The sequence below is a fragment of the Streptomyces sp. NPDC001594 genome (assembly GCF_042893675.1).
Taxonomy (GTDB): domain Bacteria; phylum Actinomycetota; class Actinomycetes; order Streptomycetales; family Streptomycetaceae; genus Streptomyces.
In genome coordinates, this window is record NZ_JBIAVB010000014.1 from 125,805 (window position 1) to 140,370 (window position 14,566).

A 14,566-nucleotide genomic window follows, 5' to 3' on the forward strand; every position below is an offset into this window, starting at 1 on the left:
GGGACCGGGCGTGCAGGGGCCCGCGGAAGCCTTCCGGCCGCTTCCCGTCAGGGGTGTGGGACCGGCGCGGGCCCCGGGCCGCCCCGTCGCGTCACCCGGGGGTGGGCGCGTCCCCGCCGGCTTGACGCTCCGCCCGCGCGGGGCGGGCTCCCGCCCGGCGCTCCGCCTCCGCCAGGTCCGCCAGCAGGGCCCCGCCCAGCTCCAGTTCGGCCAGGTGCTGGCGTTCGGCCCAGCGCAGGGCGAGTACCGGGAAGGCCCACTCCGGTACGTCGGCCGCGTGGCCCACGGCCTCCCGTACGGCCGCCAGTTCGGCCCGGGTGCGCTCCAGGTGGTCCGCCACCATCTCCCGCAGCCGCTCCGGCTCCGACAGGTGTCCGAGCCAGATCCGCAGCAGCAGCCCGTGCTTGAGCACCGGCGGCCCCGCCTCGGCGGTGTCCGCGGCCCATCCCGCGAGGGCCTGGCGGCCGGCGTCCGTGATGGCGTAGCGGCGCTTGGCGCGGACCTCCTCCGGGCCCGAGCGTGCGGAGGAGGCGTAGCCGAGTTCCTCCAGCCGTCGCAGTTCGGCGTAGATCTGGCTGATGGCCGGCGACCAGTAGAAGAAGCGGAGGGAGGAGTCCGCCCACTTCTTGAGCTCGTAGCCGGTCCGCTCTCCGGGGAACGACAGCAGCCCGAGAACCGCCCACGCGGTCGGCGGGAGGTCTTGCTTCTTCGCGATATGACTACTAGTCATATTTCTAATCGAAGCAAGACCGGGCACGGGACGCATCTCTGGAGGCATCGTGAAATTCTCCGTGATCTTCGAGGCTCAGCTGGCCGACCCCACCGTGGAGCGGGAGCACCAGGTGATCCGCGACTGCGTCGAGCAGGCGGTGTTCGCCGAACGCATGGGATTCGACCGGATCTGGGCCGTCGAGCACCACTCGCTGAAGTGGTACGCCCACATGAGCGCACCCGAGAAATTTCCACTGCGCATACGTTCGACTCGGCGGCCGCCCCGCTCCAGGTGAATGGGGGGCGGGCCGCGAGTCTACTGGGTCGCCTCGTCGAGCAACCGGAGGGCGTCATCGAGGGCGCTTCGCAGGCTCTCGATCATGAGGATGGACGCCGCGCCATCGAGGGCTGCGAGGTCGGCGATGCGCGATGAGGCAAGGACCCGGTTGGCCGAGCCGACCCGCGCCCGCTGTGTCAGCGTCAGGGCCGTACGGGATGGCTCGGGGTCTAGCTTCTCGTGCACTGGATATCACCCTGGGTTCTCGGGCTGTCGCTTCTGTCAGCAGCACAGCCACTCCGAGCCGCTGGCGCAACAGTTTTCGGTCGGCTGGCCGGTATGTGTGCCGGATCGTTAGATTTACCTGGTCAGGTAAAGACAAAGGCGCAAGATCATCACAACGTGTATGGGTGTCGAAAGATCCGCCCCCGGCCTGGGTCCTGGCCCGCCGCCTGGTGATCGGCGACCGCGTACGCGACGCCCGGGCTGCCGCCGGCCTCACTCAGGAGGAATTGGCGAAGCGTGTGGGGATCGACTACAAGACGGTGCATCGGATCGAGTACGCAACGTCGGATCCGAGCTTGACCGTGCTGCTCTTGATCGCTGCGGCCCTCGGCCTGTCGCTGGCCGAGCTGGTACGCGAATAGCCCCGGTCGAATGCGGAGTGCGACCGGGGCTCTGATTCGGCGTTACTCGATATCTACCCCCATCCGCTGTCGTTCGTGTTGACGGGTGTCGTCGGCGCGAGGGGCGTCGGCTCGGCCGCAGGGGTGGAACCCCATCCGGAGTCGGCGAGTGTGCTCGTCGGAGCCGCCTGGCCGGCTAGTGCCAGGGCGGCGAGGGCGAGCAGCATAGCCGCGGCTCCCCGGATCGTCCGTTGGATCATGCGCGTGGTCCTTCCCTTGGCACTTGCACCAGGTAGTTGCCCTCCGCATAGGGTGCGTCAGGAGTTACTGCCGGGCTAGCGCCTGAGGGGTGCTGATGTCTGTCGCGCATATATCTGTCGGGGGGTAAACAGTGCTTGATAGGGACGAGACCGGACATCCCCGCCTGAGCGGAGAGGTGTCGCAGACTTATGCCCGCATTCTGAGGCGGGAGCACATCGAGTCTGGTGACCCGGGGCTCGCCCCCCTCCTTGACCGTGACCTCGTTCGACCGGACGCGTATGCGCCAGGTCAGTACAACCCGGCCGTTCCCCATCAGGCGGAGAGGGCGGCGGTGCGCCAGGTCCGCGAGGAGCTTGAGCGCATGCTGGGGCGGCTCGCGGAGATCCCCGCGATCAGCGAGGCCCTGGAGCCGGCGTTCGAGGCTTCCCGCTTCTACGGCGGGCCGGCGTCTGAGTTCCTGGAAACTCCGGACGGCATGAACGCGCGGATCACTGAGGTGATCGAGGCTGCTGAGACGGAGTTGCTCACGGCACAGCCGGGGCTGCGCCCGCGGACAGTGCTGCAACGCGCTGTCGAGCGAGACAGGAGGGCCCTGGAGCGGGGGGTCGTGATGCACACTCTCTATCACCCGAGTTCGCGGTCCAACCCGGCCGTAAGGGAGTATGCGGATCAGGTCGTCCCTCTCGGGGGCCAAATTCGGACGCTGGCCAGCGAGTTCCAGCGGCTGATCATCGTTGATGGGCGACATGCATTCGTCAGCAACCTCGTGGTGGAGGATGCCCCGCCGCATTGCGGGTGGCATGTCACGGACAGGGCGGCCGTAGCGATCCTGCGGGAGGCGTTCTCCCTGGAGTGGGCGCGAGCGGAAGCATGGGAGCGTACGGGCGCGCCTGATGCTGAAACGATCACCACCGACGTGCAGCGAGGGATCCTGCGCCTGCTGGAATCAGGTCTGGACGTCAAGCAGGTCCCGGGCAGGCTGGGGATGAGCGACACGGCTGTCGCTAAGCAGCTCCGCCTGTTGAAGGCGGCAACGGGCACCACGACCCTGTTTGGGCTGGGTGCATGGTGGGCGACGGCGACGGCAGAGCGGGCACTGGACTGAAAGCGCGAGCCCCGGCCAGCAGGAGGGGCGCCGGCCGGGGTGGTTCTCACGCGTGCTGGGCGCCCAGTGCTGCCCAGGCTTTCGCTGCCGCGAGGTCGGGCGCGGTACCGACCACGGTGTAGGCGAAGCCGTTCCACTCCTCCAGCACGCGCGGCGAGTCCGGGCTCACGTGGCTGGCACCGCCGTGTGCGGGGCGGTGGCGTCGGTGGATGTCCATGGGCGGCTGGCGGCGTCTGTCGTATGCGGCGAGCGGGTTGGCGGGGTCGATGCGGGGGACGGCCCGGGACGGCTGGTTGGGCGGTCCCGGGCGGCGGTGCTTGGCCATGGGGGTGATGGTCCCAGCATCTCAGGGCCGGGGCAGGGGGAGACCCGGAATCCGAGGGTGGCGGAGATGCTGGCCGCCGTCGTACACGTGAAGCGTGAAGGTCTCCGGCCCGGGCTGGTCGGCCTTGTCGTAGGCGGTCAACACGGTCTCGACCTGTTCCCACAGCCGTACCGGCCCGCGCTCCCGTACCTCCCACTCGTCACCCTCTGGGGTGAGGAGTGCGGCGGAGCCGGTGACGGTATCGACCAGGAGCACGCTTTTCCCCACGGTGGTCATCTGCGCGTCAGGCACGGCGGACTGGGCCAGGAAGCGCAGGTGGAACGCTTCCGTGGTGGGGGCGGTGATCCGCTGCGGCGAATGCTCGGCGGGGCGGCTGGCGTCGGTGAGCTGGGCGGTCCAGTGGGCGGGGTTCCCGAACGCGGGGGCGGCGTGGGTGCGGGCGGACATGAAGGAGACCGTCCCGGGCAGCAGCCGGCCTCCGGCGGTGCCGTCCTCGTTCACGGTGAGGAGGACGCGGGCGTATCCGTAGAGCCAGCCACCGAGGGTCAGGAGGATCTTTCCGCCCGGCCGGGTCTGGGAGATCAGGGCCGGGGGGACTGCGCGGAAGGAGCATGCGGCCACGATCCGGTCGAAGGGCGCTTGCGGCCAGTACCCGTACAGGCCGTCCGCGACGCCGAGCGTGGGCGTGTAACCCAGCTCGAACAGCGCGCCCGCGGCCTGGCCGAGGCGTTGGCCGTCTACTTCGATGGAGGTCACCATCTGGGAGCCCAGGTGTTCGCAGGCCAGCGCGGTGGAGTAGCCGGTGCCGGTGCCGATTTCCAGCACCCGGTGGCCTTCGCTCACGATGGCGTCCTCCCACATCTGCACCACGAGGGACGGCAGCGTGGAGGAGGACGTGGGGGCGCCGCCGTGCCGGGGGGCGGGTGGCTGCTGCCAGTTGGGTTCGTCGCCGTCGAACTGGGTGATCAGGGTGGTGTCGGTGTAGGAGGCGGCCATCCACCGGCCGTAGTCCAGTTCGGCGGTCACCGGCTCCCACACCGTCAGCCCCTGGGCGTCGCGCTCGGCGGCGGGCAGGTAGAAGCCGGGGACGAACCGGTGACGGGGCACCCGCTCCACGGCCGCCCGCCATCCGGGGTGGGTCAGCGCGCCGGATTCGGCCAGGGCGCCGGCCAGGGTGTGCCGCAGCGGGGCGGCGTCGGTGTCAGGGTCGGCGGGCATCGTCATGGCCTGCCGCCTCCTTCCTGGTGAGGATGTCGGCGAACGCCTCGGTGATGGCGGGCGCGTCAGGGAGCCAGCCCCACTGTCCGTTCGGGTTGCACTCGATCGCCGTCCAGTCTTCCGCAGCGTGGCCGGTGCCGGTGAGGGCGAAGTCGAAGCAGCCGAAGACCAACCGAAACGACTCCAGGTAGGCGAGCGCGGCCGCGGCGATCGGTGCGGGGACGTCGATGGGGGTGTGAATCAGCTGGTTCCAGTCGCCGCGGCGCCAGTCCAGGGCGCTGTCTGGTGCCTGCACGCGGCTCGCGAACACCTGCTGGCCGACGACTGTCATCCGAACATCGCCCGTCTTGTGGATCTCCGCCTGGAACAGGTGCGGCATCACCGAGAGGGAGCCGTCGAAGGTCTCAGGGTCGACACGCTGCGCCCAGATCGCTCCGGCGAGACCATCCTCGGCGAAGGGCAGACCGCGGAAGGGCTTGTAGATGATGGGGCCGTGCTCGGCGGCAAACGCGTGCGCCTCCTCGGCGTCGTTGGTGACCAGCGTTGCCGGGATGGTGAGGCCGAGCTCGGTGAACCGTTGGAGCTGGGTGGGCTTGTACTCGGCGCGGGCAACGGCCACGGGGTGGTTGACGTAAAGGGCGCCGGTCAGGCTGTGCAGGACACCATTGAGTCCGTGGCGGGCTTCGGCGGTGGCGAATTCGCGCTGCTGGGTAGGTAGGTGCCCGTACCGGGCGGTGTACGGGGTGGGGCGGCGGTAGTACACCGCCGCCACCTCCCCTAACTCCACCTCCCGGCTCCCCGTGGCCAGGCGCCCGCCCCAGGACTGGGTCGTGCCTCCGATGCGGGCCGCGAAGGACAGGCCCGCGCCGATGTTGGCTGGGTCGGCGCGGACGACCGGCACATTGCGCTCGTTGAGCGCGTTGATGACGAGATCCGCGGTGACGTCCTCAAGCGCGGTGAGGACCAGGACGGTGGAGGTCATTGGTCAGTCCGTGCTGTAGTCGGGGCTGGAGTCGTCCGCCGTCTGGGGCTGCGGCGCGTTGCCGTCGCTGCCGCCGGACTGGGAGGTGGTCGGGTTGGTCTGGTTGGTGCCGTGCTGCCCCATCTCAACGCGCCGGCCGGCGGTGTCGATGTAGTGCGCGGTCTGCGTCGACGGATCCAGGGTCACTGCCGCGTAGGCCGGTGCGCCGATCGGGAGCCGGTCGGTGACCAGCCGCATCGCCCAGGGCGACGACGGTGCGAGGGTTGCAGTGCGCATGATGGTGCTCCTCTCGATGAAGTGAGTAGTGCTGGTCGGCCCTGCGGGCCGGGGCGCAGCCCACCGAGTGGGGTCGGCTGGGGGCTGTGCGCCGCCACGCAGGGTCGCGGACCCGCCTCAAGAGAACCGAGCGCTTCTCAGGTGGGCCGGCCCAGGGGTTTCCTGCCGTCAGCGGGGGTGAGCCTCGCGCAGCGCCTCGTGGTCAGAGACGATCCATTCCCTGCCGCCGCCCTCGGGCCGCAGGAACACTGCCTCGGGGACGACCCGTCGCGTCTGCGGGTCCTCCCACTCGCCGATGAACTGGACCACCGCCTCCCGGTCACTGCCGGGGTCGAAAACACGGGCGCCCTCGTACAACCAGTCGGGTCGTCTGCTCACGCCGGGCCTACCTCATCGGAGCCGGAAGAACCGATGCGGCTGTGCAAGGCCCCGAGCTTCTCCCAGCCCCGCATCGCTCGCGCCATGAGGGCCGGAGACGGCTGGCCGTACGCTTCGCTGACGTCAGCGGAGACGGCGTAAGCGGCCCAAGGAATGCGCTCGCTGGGCTGTTCTGCCGCCTGCGGGTCCAGCGATGTGCCGTTAGGGAGTGGCTTGGTCATGGCGCTGCTCCTCTGCGAGAAGGGGTGCCCGGCGCTGCCGCGATCCGCGGCGGCAGGGCCGGGCACTGGTGCTGCCAGCCGAGCCCTGGGGGAAAGGTCAGGTCCCGGTCGCGGCGGCTGATGACCAGTGAACGCGCAACAGCGCCCCGTAACTGGCACAGGTTGTGACAGTTACGGGACGCTGTGTGACGGCAGTGACTTGTGTGACTTCTGGGGCTAGAGGTCGGCCCCGCACCATGACGCGTACCCGATCAGCGTGTCCGGCGTGCGTCGAGCCGCGTGCACCAGGCCAGTGACCGTCTCTCGCACGCTCGGGTGGTACTTAGCCTGCTGAGGGGCGACGGCCCGCGCCTTGAACAGCGAGGAGAGGGCGGCGTCCGTTTTGCCGGTAGACAGCTGCGCGCGAGCGGTGTCGATCCAGAAGTGCCCGAGCCGGTCGGGGAAATAGTCGGCCGGCGGCCGTACCTCCTTGGCGAGTTGCAGAGCCCGACTGTGGTTGCCGAGCTCCATCTCTACGGCGCTCGCGTGGATGGCCACGTTGGTCGGGCCGAAGCTCTGGATGTGGGGGCCGTCGTTGCCGCCTCCGGTGACTTCCCGGCCGAGCTGGTTGGCGAGCTGTCGAGCTTCGGACAGTTCCCCTCGAGCGGTGTCGCCGTCGCCGCGGCGGCAGGCCAGCATCGCGGCTCGGAGGCGCAGGTTCCCGGCGGAGCACAGAGCGGCGACCTCGGCCGCCCGGACGCCGTCTTCGACGACCGTCAAGGCTCTGCCGATGATGGCCTGCCCAACCTCCAGGCGGCCCGTCGAGAAGGTGGCGTAGGCGCGCATGTAGTGGTGCAGGGCCATCAGGTAGGGGTCGTTGCCCCGGCTGACTGAGTAGTCCATCCGGGACAGCAGGAGCGACACCAGGTCTGAGAGGCCGAGGTTGTACGCCACGTCGTAGGCGGACCGGTAGACGTGCACGAGCATCCGGTGGGCCCGCTCCTCGCCTTCACCGGGCGCGGTCTGCGAGACCTGCACCAGCTCGTCGATCAGTGGGGGAGCCATAGTAACGATCTTCGCGTAGTTGGATGCCCGCCGGGCCTCGAGGACCAGGCGGACGTCGGCGGCGATCTCAGGCAAGCCCCGCACGGCGACCTCGTCCAGGGGCAGGTCCCAGTTGTCCAGCGAAGCCCGCAGGTCGGCCAGGGGGCCGTCGAGGCGGTCGTGGGCGTGCTCGGCAGCGTAGGGCTGCCCGGTGAATGTCGTGAGGGGAACACCCAGGGCGCGGGCAACAGCGGCAATCAGGGGGCCCGAGGCTGGCCTCCGCCCCTGCTCGACCTTCACGAGGAGGCTGTATGAGATGTTCGCCTTGGTGGCGAGCTGCGTCTGGGTGAGCCGGCACAGTCTCCGGTACGCGGCAATGCGCGTACCCGTGCCAGCGACAGGGTTCTGGGGCATTCTGTCTGTGCTCCGTCCTGCGTAGTAGGCCTACCGGGACGGTACCCGCCGCCGGGTGGCGGGTGAACGGAAAGAGCCCCAACCGGAAACCGGTTGGGGCCCTCGTTCGTGGACGATCCCTGTGGTGATCGAACGGCCGGTCGCCCTATCTCTCGTCGGGTCGGTGGCCTACTCCGTCGCAGGCGAAGCAGTCCACGGTCAGGGGGTCCTGGCACCCCGGCGAATCGCATGAGTGGTTGTAGACGTTCGGTTCGGTGCCGACGCCGAGGCAGTCCCAGCAGACCATCTGCCCCGGCGGCGGCATGTAAGGGTTGTCGGCCATGCCGCCCACGATGGCAGCCCTGGCGCCCGAGCCGTGCCCAAACGCACGAAAGCGTCCCCTCCCGCCCGTAGGCGAGAGGGGACGCTTTCGTTCAGGAGACGCCATACCACTGGCTGGCCCAGCCCGTGTTGATGATGCTGGTCGACTGTGAGGCCATCGTCAGTGACGCCGGCAGCGACGTCTGACCGGTCAGCAGGTTCGAGTACCGCAGTCCCGGCGCAGTGAGCCCCGCATTCACTGAGATGCCCGCGCCGCTGCTCTTGAACGTCAAGGCGTTCGTTGCCCAACTGCCGTTCAACAGCATCGCGATGTAGTAGAAGCCCGGGGCGGCCGTGAACGGTGTGACCAGTTGCAGGGCCTTCGCGGTCGCTCCCGACATCAGCGAGGAAGAGATGTCCGCCGTGACCCCCCGGAGCGTGCCCGTGGTGTCGTACACCCCGAGGTAGCAGTTCGACAGGACCGCCGCCGCGTCGACCCCCGCCAGCCCAATCCAGATGGAGGACCACGTGATCGTGTTCCGGATCGGGATCCGTACAAGGGTCACCCGACCAGCGACACCGGCGGACGACTGCGCGGTGACGTGGCCGGCCATCGCCGGATCGTACGTCCACGCCAACAGGTTCTGTTCGCTGGGTTGGTCGGTGACGCCGTCACCGGGCACAGTGCTGTCGGTGATCAGGCCGACCGTAGCGAGGCCGGAGAGGAGGCTTGCCAGGGCGGAGCCGTCGGTCCGGGAGCCCGTGACCGTCCGCCGTGTGACGGGGGTGGCGCCGTAGAGACCCACGGTGTTCGCCGCGCCGTCGAGGACGTGCCGGGTTGTTCCGTACAGGGTGTCGACGTACTCGACCTTCCCCGCAACCTGGAGATTCTGAGCGTCCGCCGACAACCGCAGATACGAACGTTGCACGCCGTCGAAGGCCGGCCCGGACCAGTTGGAGACGATGAGGTCGGAGCCCGTCGCCTCCAGGTCGAGGCTCCCCCCGCCGCGCCGCAGCCGGTATCCCTTCCCGGCGCCGGAGATCGCGAGGTCGGCGCCAGCGATGGTGACCGCGCCCGTGAAAGTTGCCCCGGTCAGCGGGGCGAGCGCGGCGAGCGCAGCAGCCAGCCCTGTCACCTGCGCCTGGGTGAGCGTGATTGGATCCGTTCCGGCCGCGGCGTGTGAGGCAGCGTGCGCGGTGGGAGTCCTGGCGTTCGTGGTCGAGGGATCGGTGGAGCGCAATGCGATCCCGGACCCGGCCCCGGCCGCACCGAGGGGCGGCTGAGGTCCGACGTCCCCCGTGTCGCCCTTCGGCCCCTGCGCCCCGGCCGGCCCCGTTGCGCCAGTTGGTCCAGCCGGTCCCTCCGGTCCCTGCGGACCGGCCGGGCCAGCAGCCCCCCGCACGTAGCCGGGTAGGGCTGGGTCCGCGACGACGAGGGTGTTGATGTCGACGGCCGAGCCGTTGCCGGTCGGCAGCTCGAACACGCGGACCCGCACCGGTACCCCAGCAACGGCCTCGGTAAGCCGGTAGTAGCGGCCGGTCGTCGGCTCGATGCCGGGTTCGTCCGTCGGCATCAGGGTGATGGACCAGGCCCCGTTCGTGACCGGGACCGGGTGGTCAGGAGCGGCCAGGACCCGGCTGCCGGACTCGTCGGTCCAGCGGCGGGGCAGGGCGGCCAGCGTGACGGACACGTCAGGGGCCCCAGTGTTCGTGAAGAGGTCGTCCACCCTGCCGGTGACGGTGCGCCGGGCCATGGCCGCCCCCTACTTCGCAAGGATCGTGTACACGAGGGACCCGACCGCGGTGACCGCTGCCAGGGACGGAAGCGGCCAGCGGGCCCGCTCCACGGCGTCGAGGCGGGCCTCATGGTCCTCGATCTTCTTGTCCGTCTGGTCTCCGCGTTGCACCAGCAGGGCGAGGGAGCCGTCGACGCGGGTGAAACCGACCTCGACGGCGCGACGCAGCTCGGCGATCTCGGTGGCCACGTGCTGAGACTCGGACGGCGTCACCCGGCCCTCCGGGCGGTGATCAGCCGGTCCTGCGCGGCTCCGGACACCCCGGTCGGCTTCCAGAGGCCGAAGTGCGCCAGGGTGGCGGTCCCGAAGGACACCAGCGCGAGGACGGCGGCCGTCCCGGCGTCCCAGCCCGGTCCGGGGTGGGCCATCTCCGTCAGGAAGCCGGTCGCACCGGACAGAACCAGGAGCAGCACGGCCTTGACCCCGGGGTGGGTAACCCGGGTGGTGACCAGTCCGACAAGGACGGGCAGGACGACGGACAAAAGCAGGCCGAGCCAGTACGCGCGGTCGAGGGTGATGGTCATGGAAGACTCCTTGATGGGTTCAGACGTTGGGGACCTGGAGCCGGGCCCAGGACGTAGGGCCGGGGATGCCGTCGGCGTCGGCGCCGGAGTAGCCGAGCTTCCGCTGCCAGGCGGCGTAGCTGGCCTTGTCGCCGGAGCCCCAGACGTCGAGGTTGGTGTTGGTCTGGTAGCGGTTGCAGCCGACGGCGACGAGCCGGGCGTGCATCGCGGCGATGATCGGCGAACGGCGGCCGGTCACGAACCAGCCGGCGCCGGGGAACGGCTCGTAGGCCGGAGCCGGGGCCGGGCTGGTGGTGCCGCCTCCGGCGGCGAGCAGGGCCGCGGTGTCGATGGCGCCCGGGTCCCAGTGATCATTGCCCGGGATCTGGCAGTGCCCGTAGTGGCCGGCCCGCGTGGTCCAGGTCGCCGTGCTGCGAGAGACATCGTCGCTCCCGGACCGGGCGAGACGGCCGGCGGGCCAGACGTCCGGGACGCCCCAGGAGCGGATCGCGCGCAGCAGCGCGGCGAAGTTCGGGCCAGGCTTCCAGTATCCGGTGAAGGGAGTGCCCGCGCGGGCGAGGACCTCGATCTGGATGCAGGCCTCGCCGGTGCGGTTCGTTCGCAGGGCGCCCGCGTTGCGCAGCGCGCGGGCGGACTGGTTGAGGGGCCCGAACTGGCCGAGGGCGTCGGTGGTCGGGTCGTAGAGGATGTGTGGTTCGTCGGCGTCGTCGATGAGGCCCTCGGCGACTGCGGCGAAGGCGGCAGGGCCGGCGCCGGTCTCGGTTGTGTGCCAGACCGTTCGGGGCGGAGCGTCGGGGGTGTCCATTGGCCCGCCGATGACGCCGTCGCCGAGGCGGACAGCCTCGGGGATCCAGATTTCGCCCATGGTGATACCTCCAGGCATGCCAAAAGCCCCGGCCTGGTAGGCCTGGGGCGAGTGAGTTGAGGGGTTGGGGTCAGGCGACGCGGGTGAGGAGAATCCAGCTGCCGGCGCGCATGATGCTGGACGTCACGTTGGCGACGCGCTGGGACCAGTTGAGCTGAAGGCTGCCGGCCGTGGACGAAGTGGTGAGGCGGCCCCAGAAGGGCGCCGTCATGTAGGTGGTGTTCTCGGCGCCGAACCCGCCCAGCGGGAAGGTGGTATTGCCGATGGACTGTCTGTCGACGACGACGCCGGAGCCCGCGAGACCGCCGGTGCCGTCCTGCGACTGGCCGTGGCTGATCCAGTCGAAGACGGACCCCGACGGCCCGGTCCAGCCGATCTTGATGTCCGTGTCCGTGCGGGCGCTGTACAGCAGCATGCCCTGGACGAAGTACTTGGCGTTGGCAGCCACGGAGGCCGTCAGCGCCGTGTCATTGACGTTGGTTGTCGAGTTGGTGACGGGCTGATCGGTCGGCTTTTCCACGTAGATAGGCTGAGTGGACTGCATCAGGGCGGCAGTCATGCGCTGCCCCGCATAGAAGATCGGGTAAGGCAAGGCACCTCCTACAGGGCAAGAATGGTGGGCGCAGCCAGCTGGACCGGAGCCCCGGACAGATGGCTCTTGACGACGCCGTTCATGGAGCGGATCACGGTCCAGGACTGCGGCGAGGTGGAGCCCGACACCGCGGTGACGGTGACGATCTCCCCATTGAGGTCGGCATCGAAGGGCCAGTCCGCCGCAACCGGGCTCCAGACAGGGCCCGACGTCGTGGCCACGGACAGCGTGGTCGCCGTGCTCGACACGCCAGACGCCAGCTGGGAGCCCTCGGTGTCCAGCCGGCCGCGGACTATGTCCTCGACCACGCCGACCTGCCACGGCTCCGCCGGCGAGCAGGTGAGGACGATCTCCCAGGACAGCGGTCCGAGCGTCTCTTCGTAGCCTTCGACGAGGAGGTCCAGCGGCCCCGGCGGGAGATGGGCGGGCAGGCCCGTGACGCGGATGATCGAACCGGAGTCCAGGTTGGTGACCGCGTCGATGTACTGCGGGTACTTGTGCAGCAGGATCTTGACCTGCGGATAGCGGGCCTCGTCGACCGTGCCCAGGTGGACCAGCCACTGCGCGAGAGGCTGGCACTGGGAGTCGTCTGCGACGTTGACCGAGGTCGAGTCCTCGTAGAGGCCGACGCCAGCCGGGGCGTTCTGCGTGGACATGCTTCCGGTGTCCAGCGTCCACCGGCCGAAGGACCCGTTAACGCGGGAGACTGTTCGGTCGTTGCGGATGCGGGTGTCGTCGTCACGGGGAGGCCCCAGTTCCGACAGGTGCCCGTACGGAATCGTCAGTGCCGGCGCCCGGTTGTAGAACGAGGTCCGCCCCTGGTAGACGAGGCCGAGCCGTTCCCTGTCCTCCATGAGGATTCCGCCGTCTGCGGCCTCGCACTCGGCGAGGAGGTCGACGAGCTGAGCCGGTCGCTGGTAGCCCATGGCCTGCTGGGCCTGCGGGTCGCCCCACACATCAACCGTGACCGCCTCCTCGGCGCCGAGGCGGACCACACGGTCGCCCGCGGTCTCTCCGCGCCATGCTGTTTCGTAGCCGGCGGGGGTGGCGGTAGATGCCTTGTAGACGGCGAGATGTCCGAATCCGGACCCGGCCAGAGACGCCCCGAAGGTGGTGGAGAAGGAGGTGACTTGGCCGCTGCTGGCACCGACGAGGGTATTGCTGCCGCCACTGGTGATCACGAACAGGTCGCCGCCGATAGGGATCGCCACGACTGAGAACTGGTACCAGCCGGTGCCGTAGTTGGAGGCGATGTTTACGGAGGTGACCAGGGTGGTGGCGCCCGTTCCGTCCTCCACGACAAGGTCATAGTTTGTGGGGCCGAATCGCAGACGCCAGATGCGCCAGGGCACCCCTGTGGTCACCCACTCCAGGATGGTGCCACTTGAGGCGGGCGCCGAATTGATCTTGTAGTGGAAGTCGATCTCCCACACCGAGCCGGCGTACCGCGGCACCGCGCCGGTGAGGGTGGCACCTCCCACGATCGTCGGGAGCGCGTCGGCAGCCGGGAACGAAGTGTCCGCGGCCATGTTCAGGCCGGACACCGTCAGCGGCTGGACTCCAGCGATAGGGCTGTAAGCCTGCCGAGAGTCGCGGCCGTCCTCCAGCGGCCAGTACGCCACCGGGGACAGGGTGGGCAGACCGCGGGTGAGTGCGCTCTTCAAAGGGCGTCGGCCCTGGCCCAGACGCCGCATGATGCCGGCGGCGGTGACGGGCGCAAGGACATCATTGCCAGACACGTGCCAGCGGGGCGCCCATTCGGAGATCTCGCCGACCGTACGGGTGCGGCGGGAGGTGATCTGAGCGGTACCGGCCAGGGACCAGGTCCGGCCTGCGGCGTCGGTGAAGCCGGTGGCTCCGGATGCCTGAGAGGTAAAGATCGGATTGGCCACGATGCTGCCGCCGATGCCGGATCGGACCTCGACCGCATGGAACCGTCGGCCGATCGGGGCGTAGCTGAAGGCGGTCAGGTCGCCGATCTGAAGAGCGGCGGTCCCCGCAAAGATGCTGGTGATGCCGGCCTCGATCACGGCGTCGCCGAGCTGGGTCCAGGTGCCGGCGATGGTGTCGGAGGTGTAGAAGGTTGTCGTACGGCCGCTCGCGCCGTTGTTGACGTCGAGGACGGCGCGGATTGCGCCCCTCTGGCCGGGGGTGAACGGCACCGCGAGGGTGCTCACGACCGACAGGATGTTGCTGCCGGTCGTCGACCACGAGAGGACGAGGCGACCATCGCTCTGGACGGTGAGCCAGTAGGCGAATTGCCCTGAGCTGGCCTTGCCGAGGACCGGCCAGCCGGCGGCGCCCCGGTCGCCGTCCCACGAGGTCGGGGTGAGGTCGGCGCGGAGGTCGAGGTCCCCGGTGATGTCCAGGGCGGCTGCATCCGGGGTCGTTACCCGGCCGACGTCGCCTGGGGGGAGGACAAGGGCGACGTTCGCGCCGTCCACGCTGTACCGCAGGGGTGTGTTGCGGCCGAGCTGTCCGTAGTACGGGCTCCGGGGGTTTCGGTTGTTGAAGGCGCCCGTCGGGTCCTCCAGGGTGAGCGTCGTGGTGGACGGGTCCACGCGGGCGCCCTCCGAGCGGCGCCCGCGCGCGTGCCGGATGCCGTCCGTCTTGCGGACCGCATCCGTCACGTCCACCCACGTCCCCGCGATCTGAAGCTCGACCTTGGCGCC

18 protein-coding genes and 1 pseudogene are annotated in these 14,566 nt (G+C 69.6%); 3 read left to right on the top strand and 16 right to left on the bottom strand.

What is annotated here, in order from left to right; genetic code table 11:
- Positions 1–91: 91 nt before the first annotated feature.
- Positions 92–730 carry a PadR family transcriptional regulator gene (locus ACFY0O_RS26500; RefSeq protein WP_388950869.1) on the bottom strand — a complete coding sequence of 213 codons (639 nt, stop codon included), beginning with the start codon at positions 728–730 and terminating at the stop codon, positions 92–94.
- Positions 731–779: 49 nt separating this feature from the next.
- On the opposite strand from ACFY0O_RS26500, the pseudogene ACFY0O_RS26505 reads away from it, so the two are divergent.
- Positions 780–962, top strand: a pseudogene (locus ACFY0O_RS26505) (LLM class flavin-dependent oxidoreductase); the annotation flags it as partial.
- 65 nt (positions 963–1,027) lie between these two features.
- Here the strand turns inward: ACFY0O_RS26505 and ACFY0O_RS26510 are convergent.
- Entirely contained in the window at positions 1,028–1,234 is a 207-nt protein-coding gene (locus ACFY0O_RS26510) for a hypothetical protein (RefSeq protein ID WP_388950872.1), read from the bottom strand.
- A 164-nt stretch (positions 1,235–1,398) separates the two neighbouring features.
- Here ACFY0O_RS26510 and ACFY0O_RS26515 point away from each other — a divergent pair, with 164 nt between their 5' ends.
- Positions 1,399–1,635, top strand: a complete 237-nt coding sequence (locus ACFY0O_RS26515; protein ID WP_388950875.1) for a helix-turn-helix transcriptional regulator — start codon at positions 1,399–1,401, stop codon at positions 1,633–1,635.
- A gap of 415 nt (positions 1,636–2,050) precedes the next feature.
- A complete protein-coding gene (locus tag ACFY0O_RS26520; RefSeq protein ID WP_388950877.1) occupies positions 2,051–2,980 on the top strand; it encodes a TrmB family transcriptional regulator in 930 nt (309 codons plus the stop codon).
- 46 nt (positions 2,981–3,026) lie between these two features.
- Here ACFY0O_RS26520 and ACFY0O_RS26525 read toward each other — a convergent pair whose 3' ends face one another.
- From ACFY0O_RS26525 to ACFY0O_RS26590, 14 genes are all read right to left on the bottom strand, one after another.
- Positions 3,027–3,305, bottom strand: a complete 279-nt coding sequence (locus ACFY0O_RS26525; RefSeq protein ID WP_388950880.1) for a DUF6087 family protein — start codon at positions 3,303–3,305, stop codon at positions 3,027–3,029.
- 21 nt (positions 3,306–3,326) lie between these two features.
- Entirely contained in the window at positions 3,327–4,529 is a 1,203-nt protein-coding gene (gene tgmC / locus ACFY0O_RS26530; RefSeq protein WP_388950883.1) for an ATP-grasp peptide maturase system methyltransferase, read from the bottom strand.
- Positions 4,507–5,505 carry an ATP-grasp ribosomal peptide maturase gene (gene tgmB / locus ACFY0O_RS26535; protein WP_388950886.1) on the bottom strand — a complete coding sequence of 333 codons (999 nt, stop codon included), beginning with the start codon at positions 5,503–5,505 and terminating at the stop codon, positions 4,507–4,509. Before tgmB ends, tgmC begins: the two co-directional genes overlap by 23 nt.
- Before the next feature lie 3 nt (positions 5,506–5,508).
- Positions 5,509–5,781 (bottom strand): putative ATP-grasp-modified RiPP, encoded by a 273-nt coding sequence (locus ACFY0O_RS26540; protein ID WP_388950889.1) that lies wholly within the window; start codon positions 5,779–5,781, stop codon positions 5,509–5,511.
- 168 nt (positions 5,782–5,949) lie between these two features.
- Positions 5,950–6,159 (bottom strand): hypothetical protein, encoded by a 210-nt coding sequence (locus ACFY0O_RS26545; RefSeq protein WP_388950892.1) that lies wholly within the window; start codon positions 6,157–6,159, stop codon positions 5,950–5,952.
- Entirely contained in the window at positions 6,156–6,380 is a 225-nt protein-coding gene (locus tag ACFY0O_RS26550) for a hypothetical protein (protein WP_388950895.1), read from the bottom strand. Before ACFY0O_RS26550 ends, ACFY0O_RS26545 begins: the two co-directional genes overlap by 4 nt.
- 216 nt (positions 6,381–6,596) lie before the next feature.
- Positions 6,597–7,817, bottom strand: coding sequence for a helix-turn-helix domain-containing protein (locus tag ACFY0O_RS26555; RefSeq protein ID WP_388950898.1), 1,221 nt, complete (start codon positions 7,815–7,817; stop codon positions 6,597–6,599).
- Between the two features lie 145 nt (positions 7,818–7,962).
- Positions 7,963–8,139 (bottom strand): hypothetical protein, encoded by a 177-nt coding sequence (locus tag ACFY0O_RS26560; RefSeq protein WP_388950901.1) that lies wholly within the window; start codon positions 8,137–8,139, stop codon positions 7,963–7,965.
- Positions 8,140–8,230: 91 nt separating this feature from the next.
- Positions 8,231–9,871, bottom strand: a complete 1,641-nt coding sequence (locus tag ACFY0O_RS26565; protein ID WP_388950904.1) for a hypothetical protein — start codon at positions 9,869–9,871, stop codon at positions 8,231–8,233.
- Between the two features lie 9 nt (positions 9,872–9,880).
- Complete coding sequence (locus ACFY0O_RS26570) at positions 9,881–10,102, bottom strand: hypothetical protein (protein WP_388950907.1); 222 nt, start codon at positions 10,100–10,102, stop codon at positions 9,881–9,883.
- 20 nt (positions 10,103–10,122) lie between these two features.
- A complete protein-coding gene (locus ACFY0O_RS26575) occupies positions 10,123–10,437 on the bottom strand; it encodes a hypothetical protein (protein WP_388950910.1) in 315 nt (104 codons plus the stop codon).
- A gap of 19 nt (positions 10,438–10,456) precedes the next feature.
- A complete protein-coding gene (locus tag ACFY0O_RS26580; protein ID WP_388950912.1) occupies positions 10,457–11,302 on the bottom strand; it encodes a peptidoglycan-binding protein in 846 nt (281 codons plus the stop codon).
- Between the two features lie 70 nt (positions 11,303–11,372).
- Positions 11,373–11,894: a hypothetical protein gene (locus ACFY0O_RS26585; protein ID WP_388950915.1), complete on the bottom strand. Its 522-nt coding sequence runs from the start codon at positions 11,892–11,894 to the stop codon at positions 11,373–11,375.
- An 8-nt stretch (positions 11,895–11,902) separates the two neighbouring features.
- Positions 11,903–14,455 carry a hypothetical protein gene (locus ACFY0O_RS26590; protein ID WP_388950918.1) on the bottom strand — a complete coding sequence of 851 codons (2,553 nt, stop codon included), beginning with the start codon at positions 14,453–14,455 and terminating at the stop codon, positions 11,903–11,905.
- Positions 14,456–14,566: the final 111 nt, after the last annotated feature.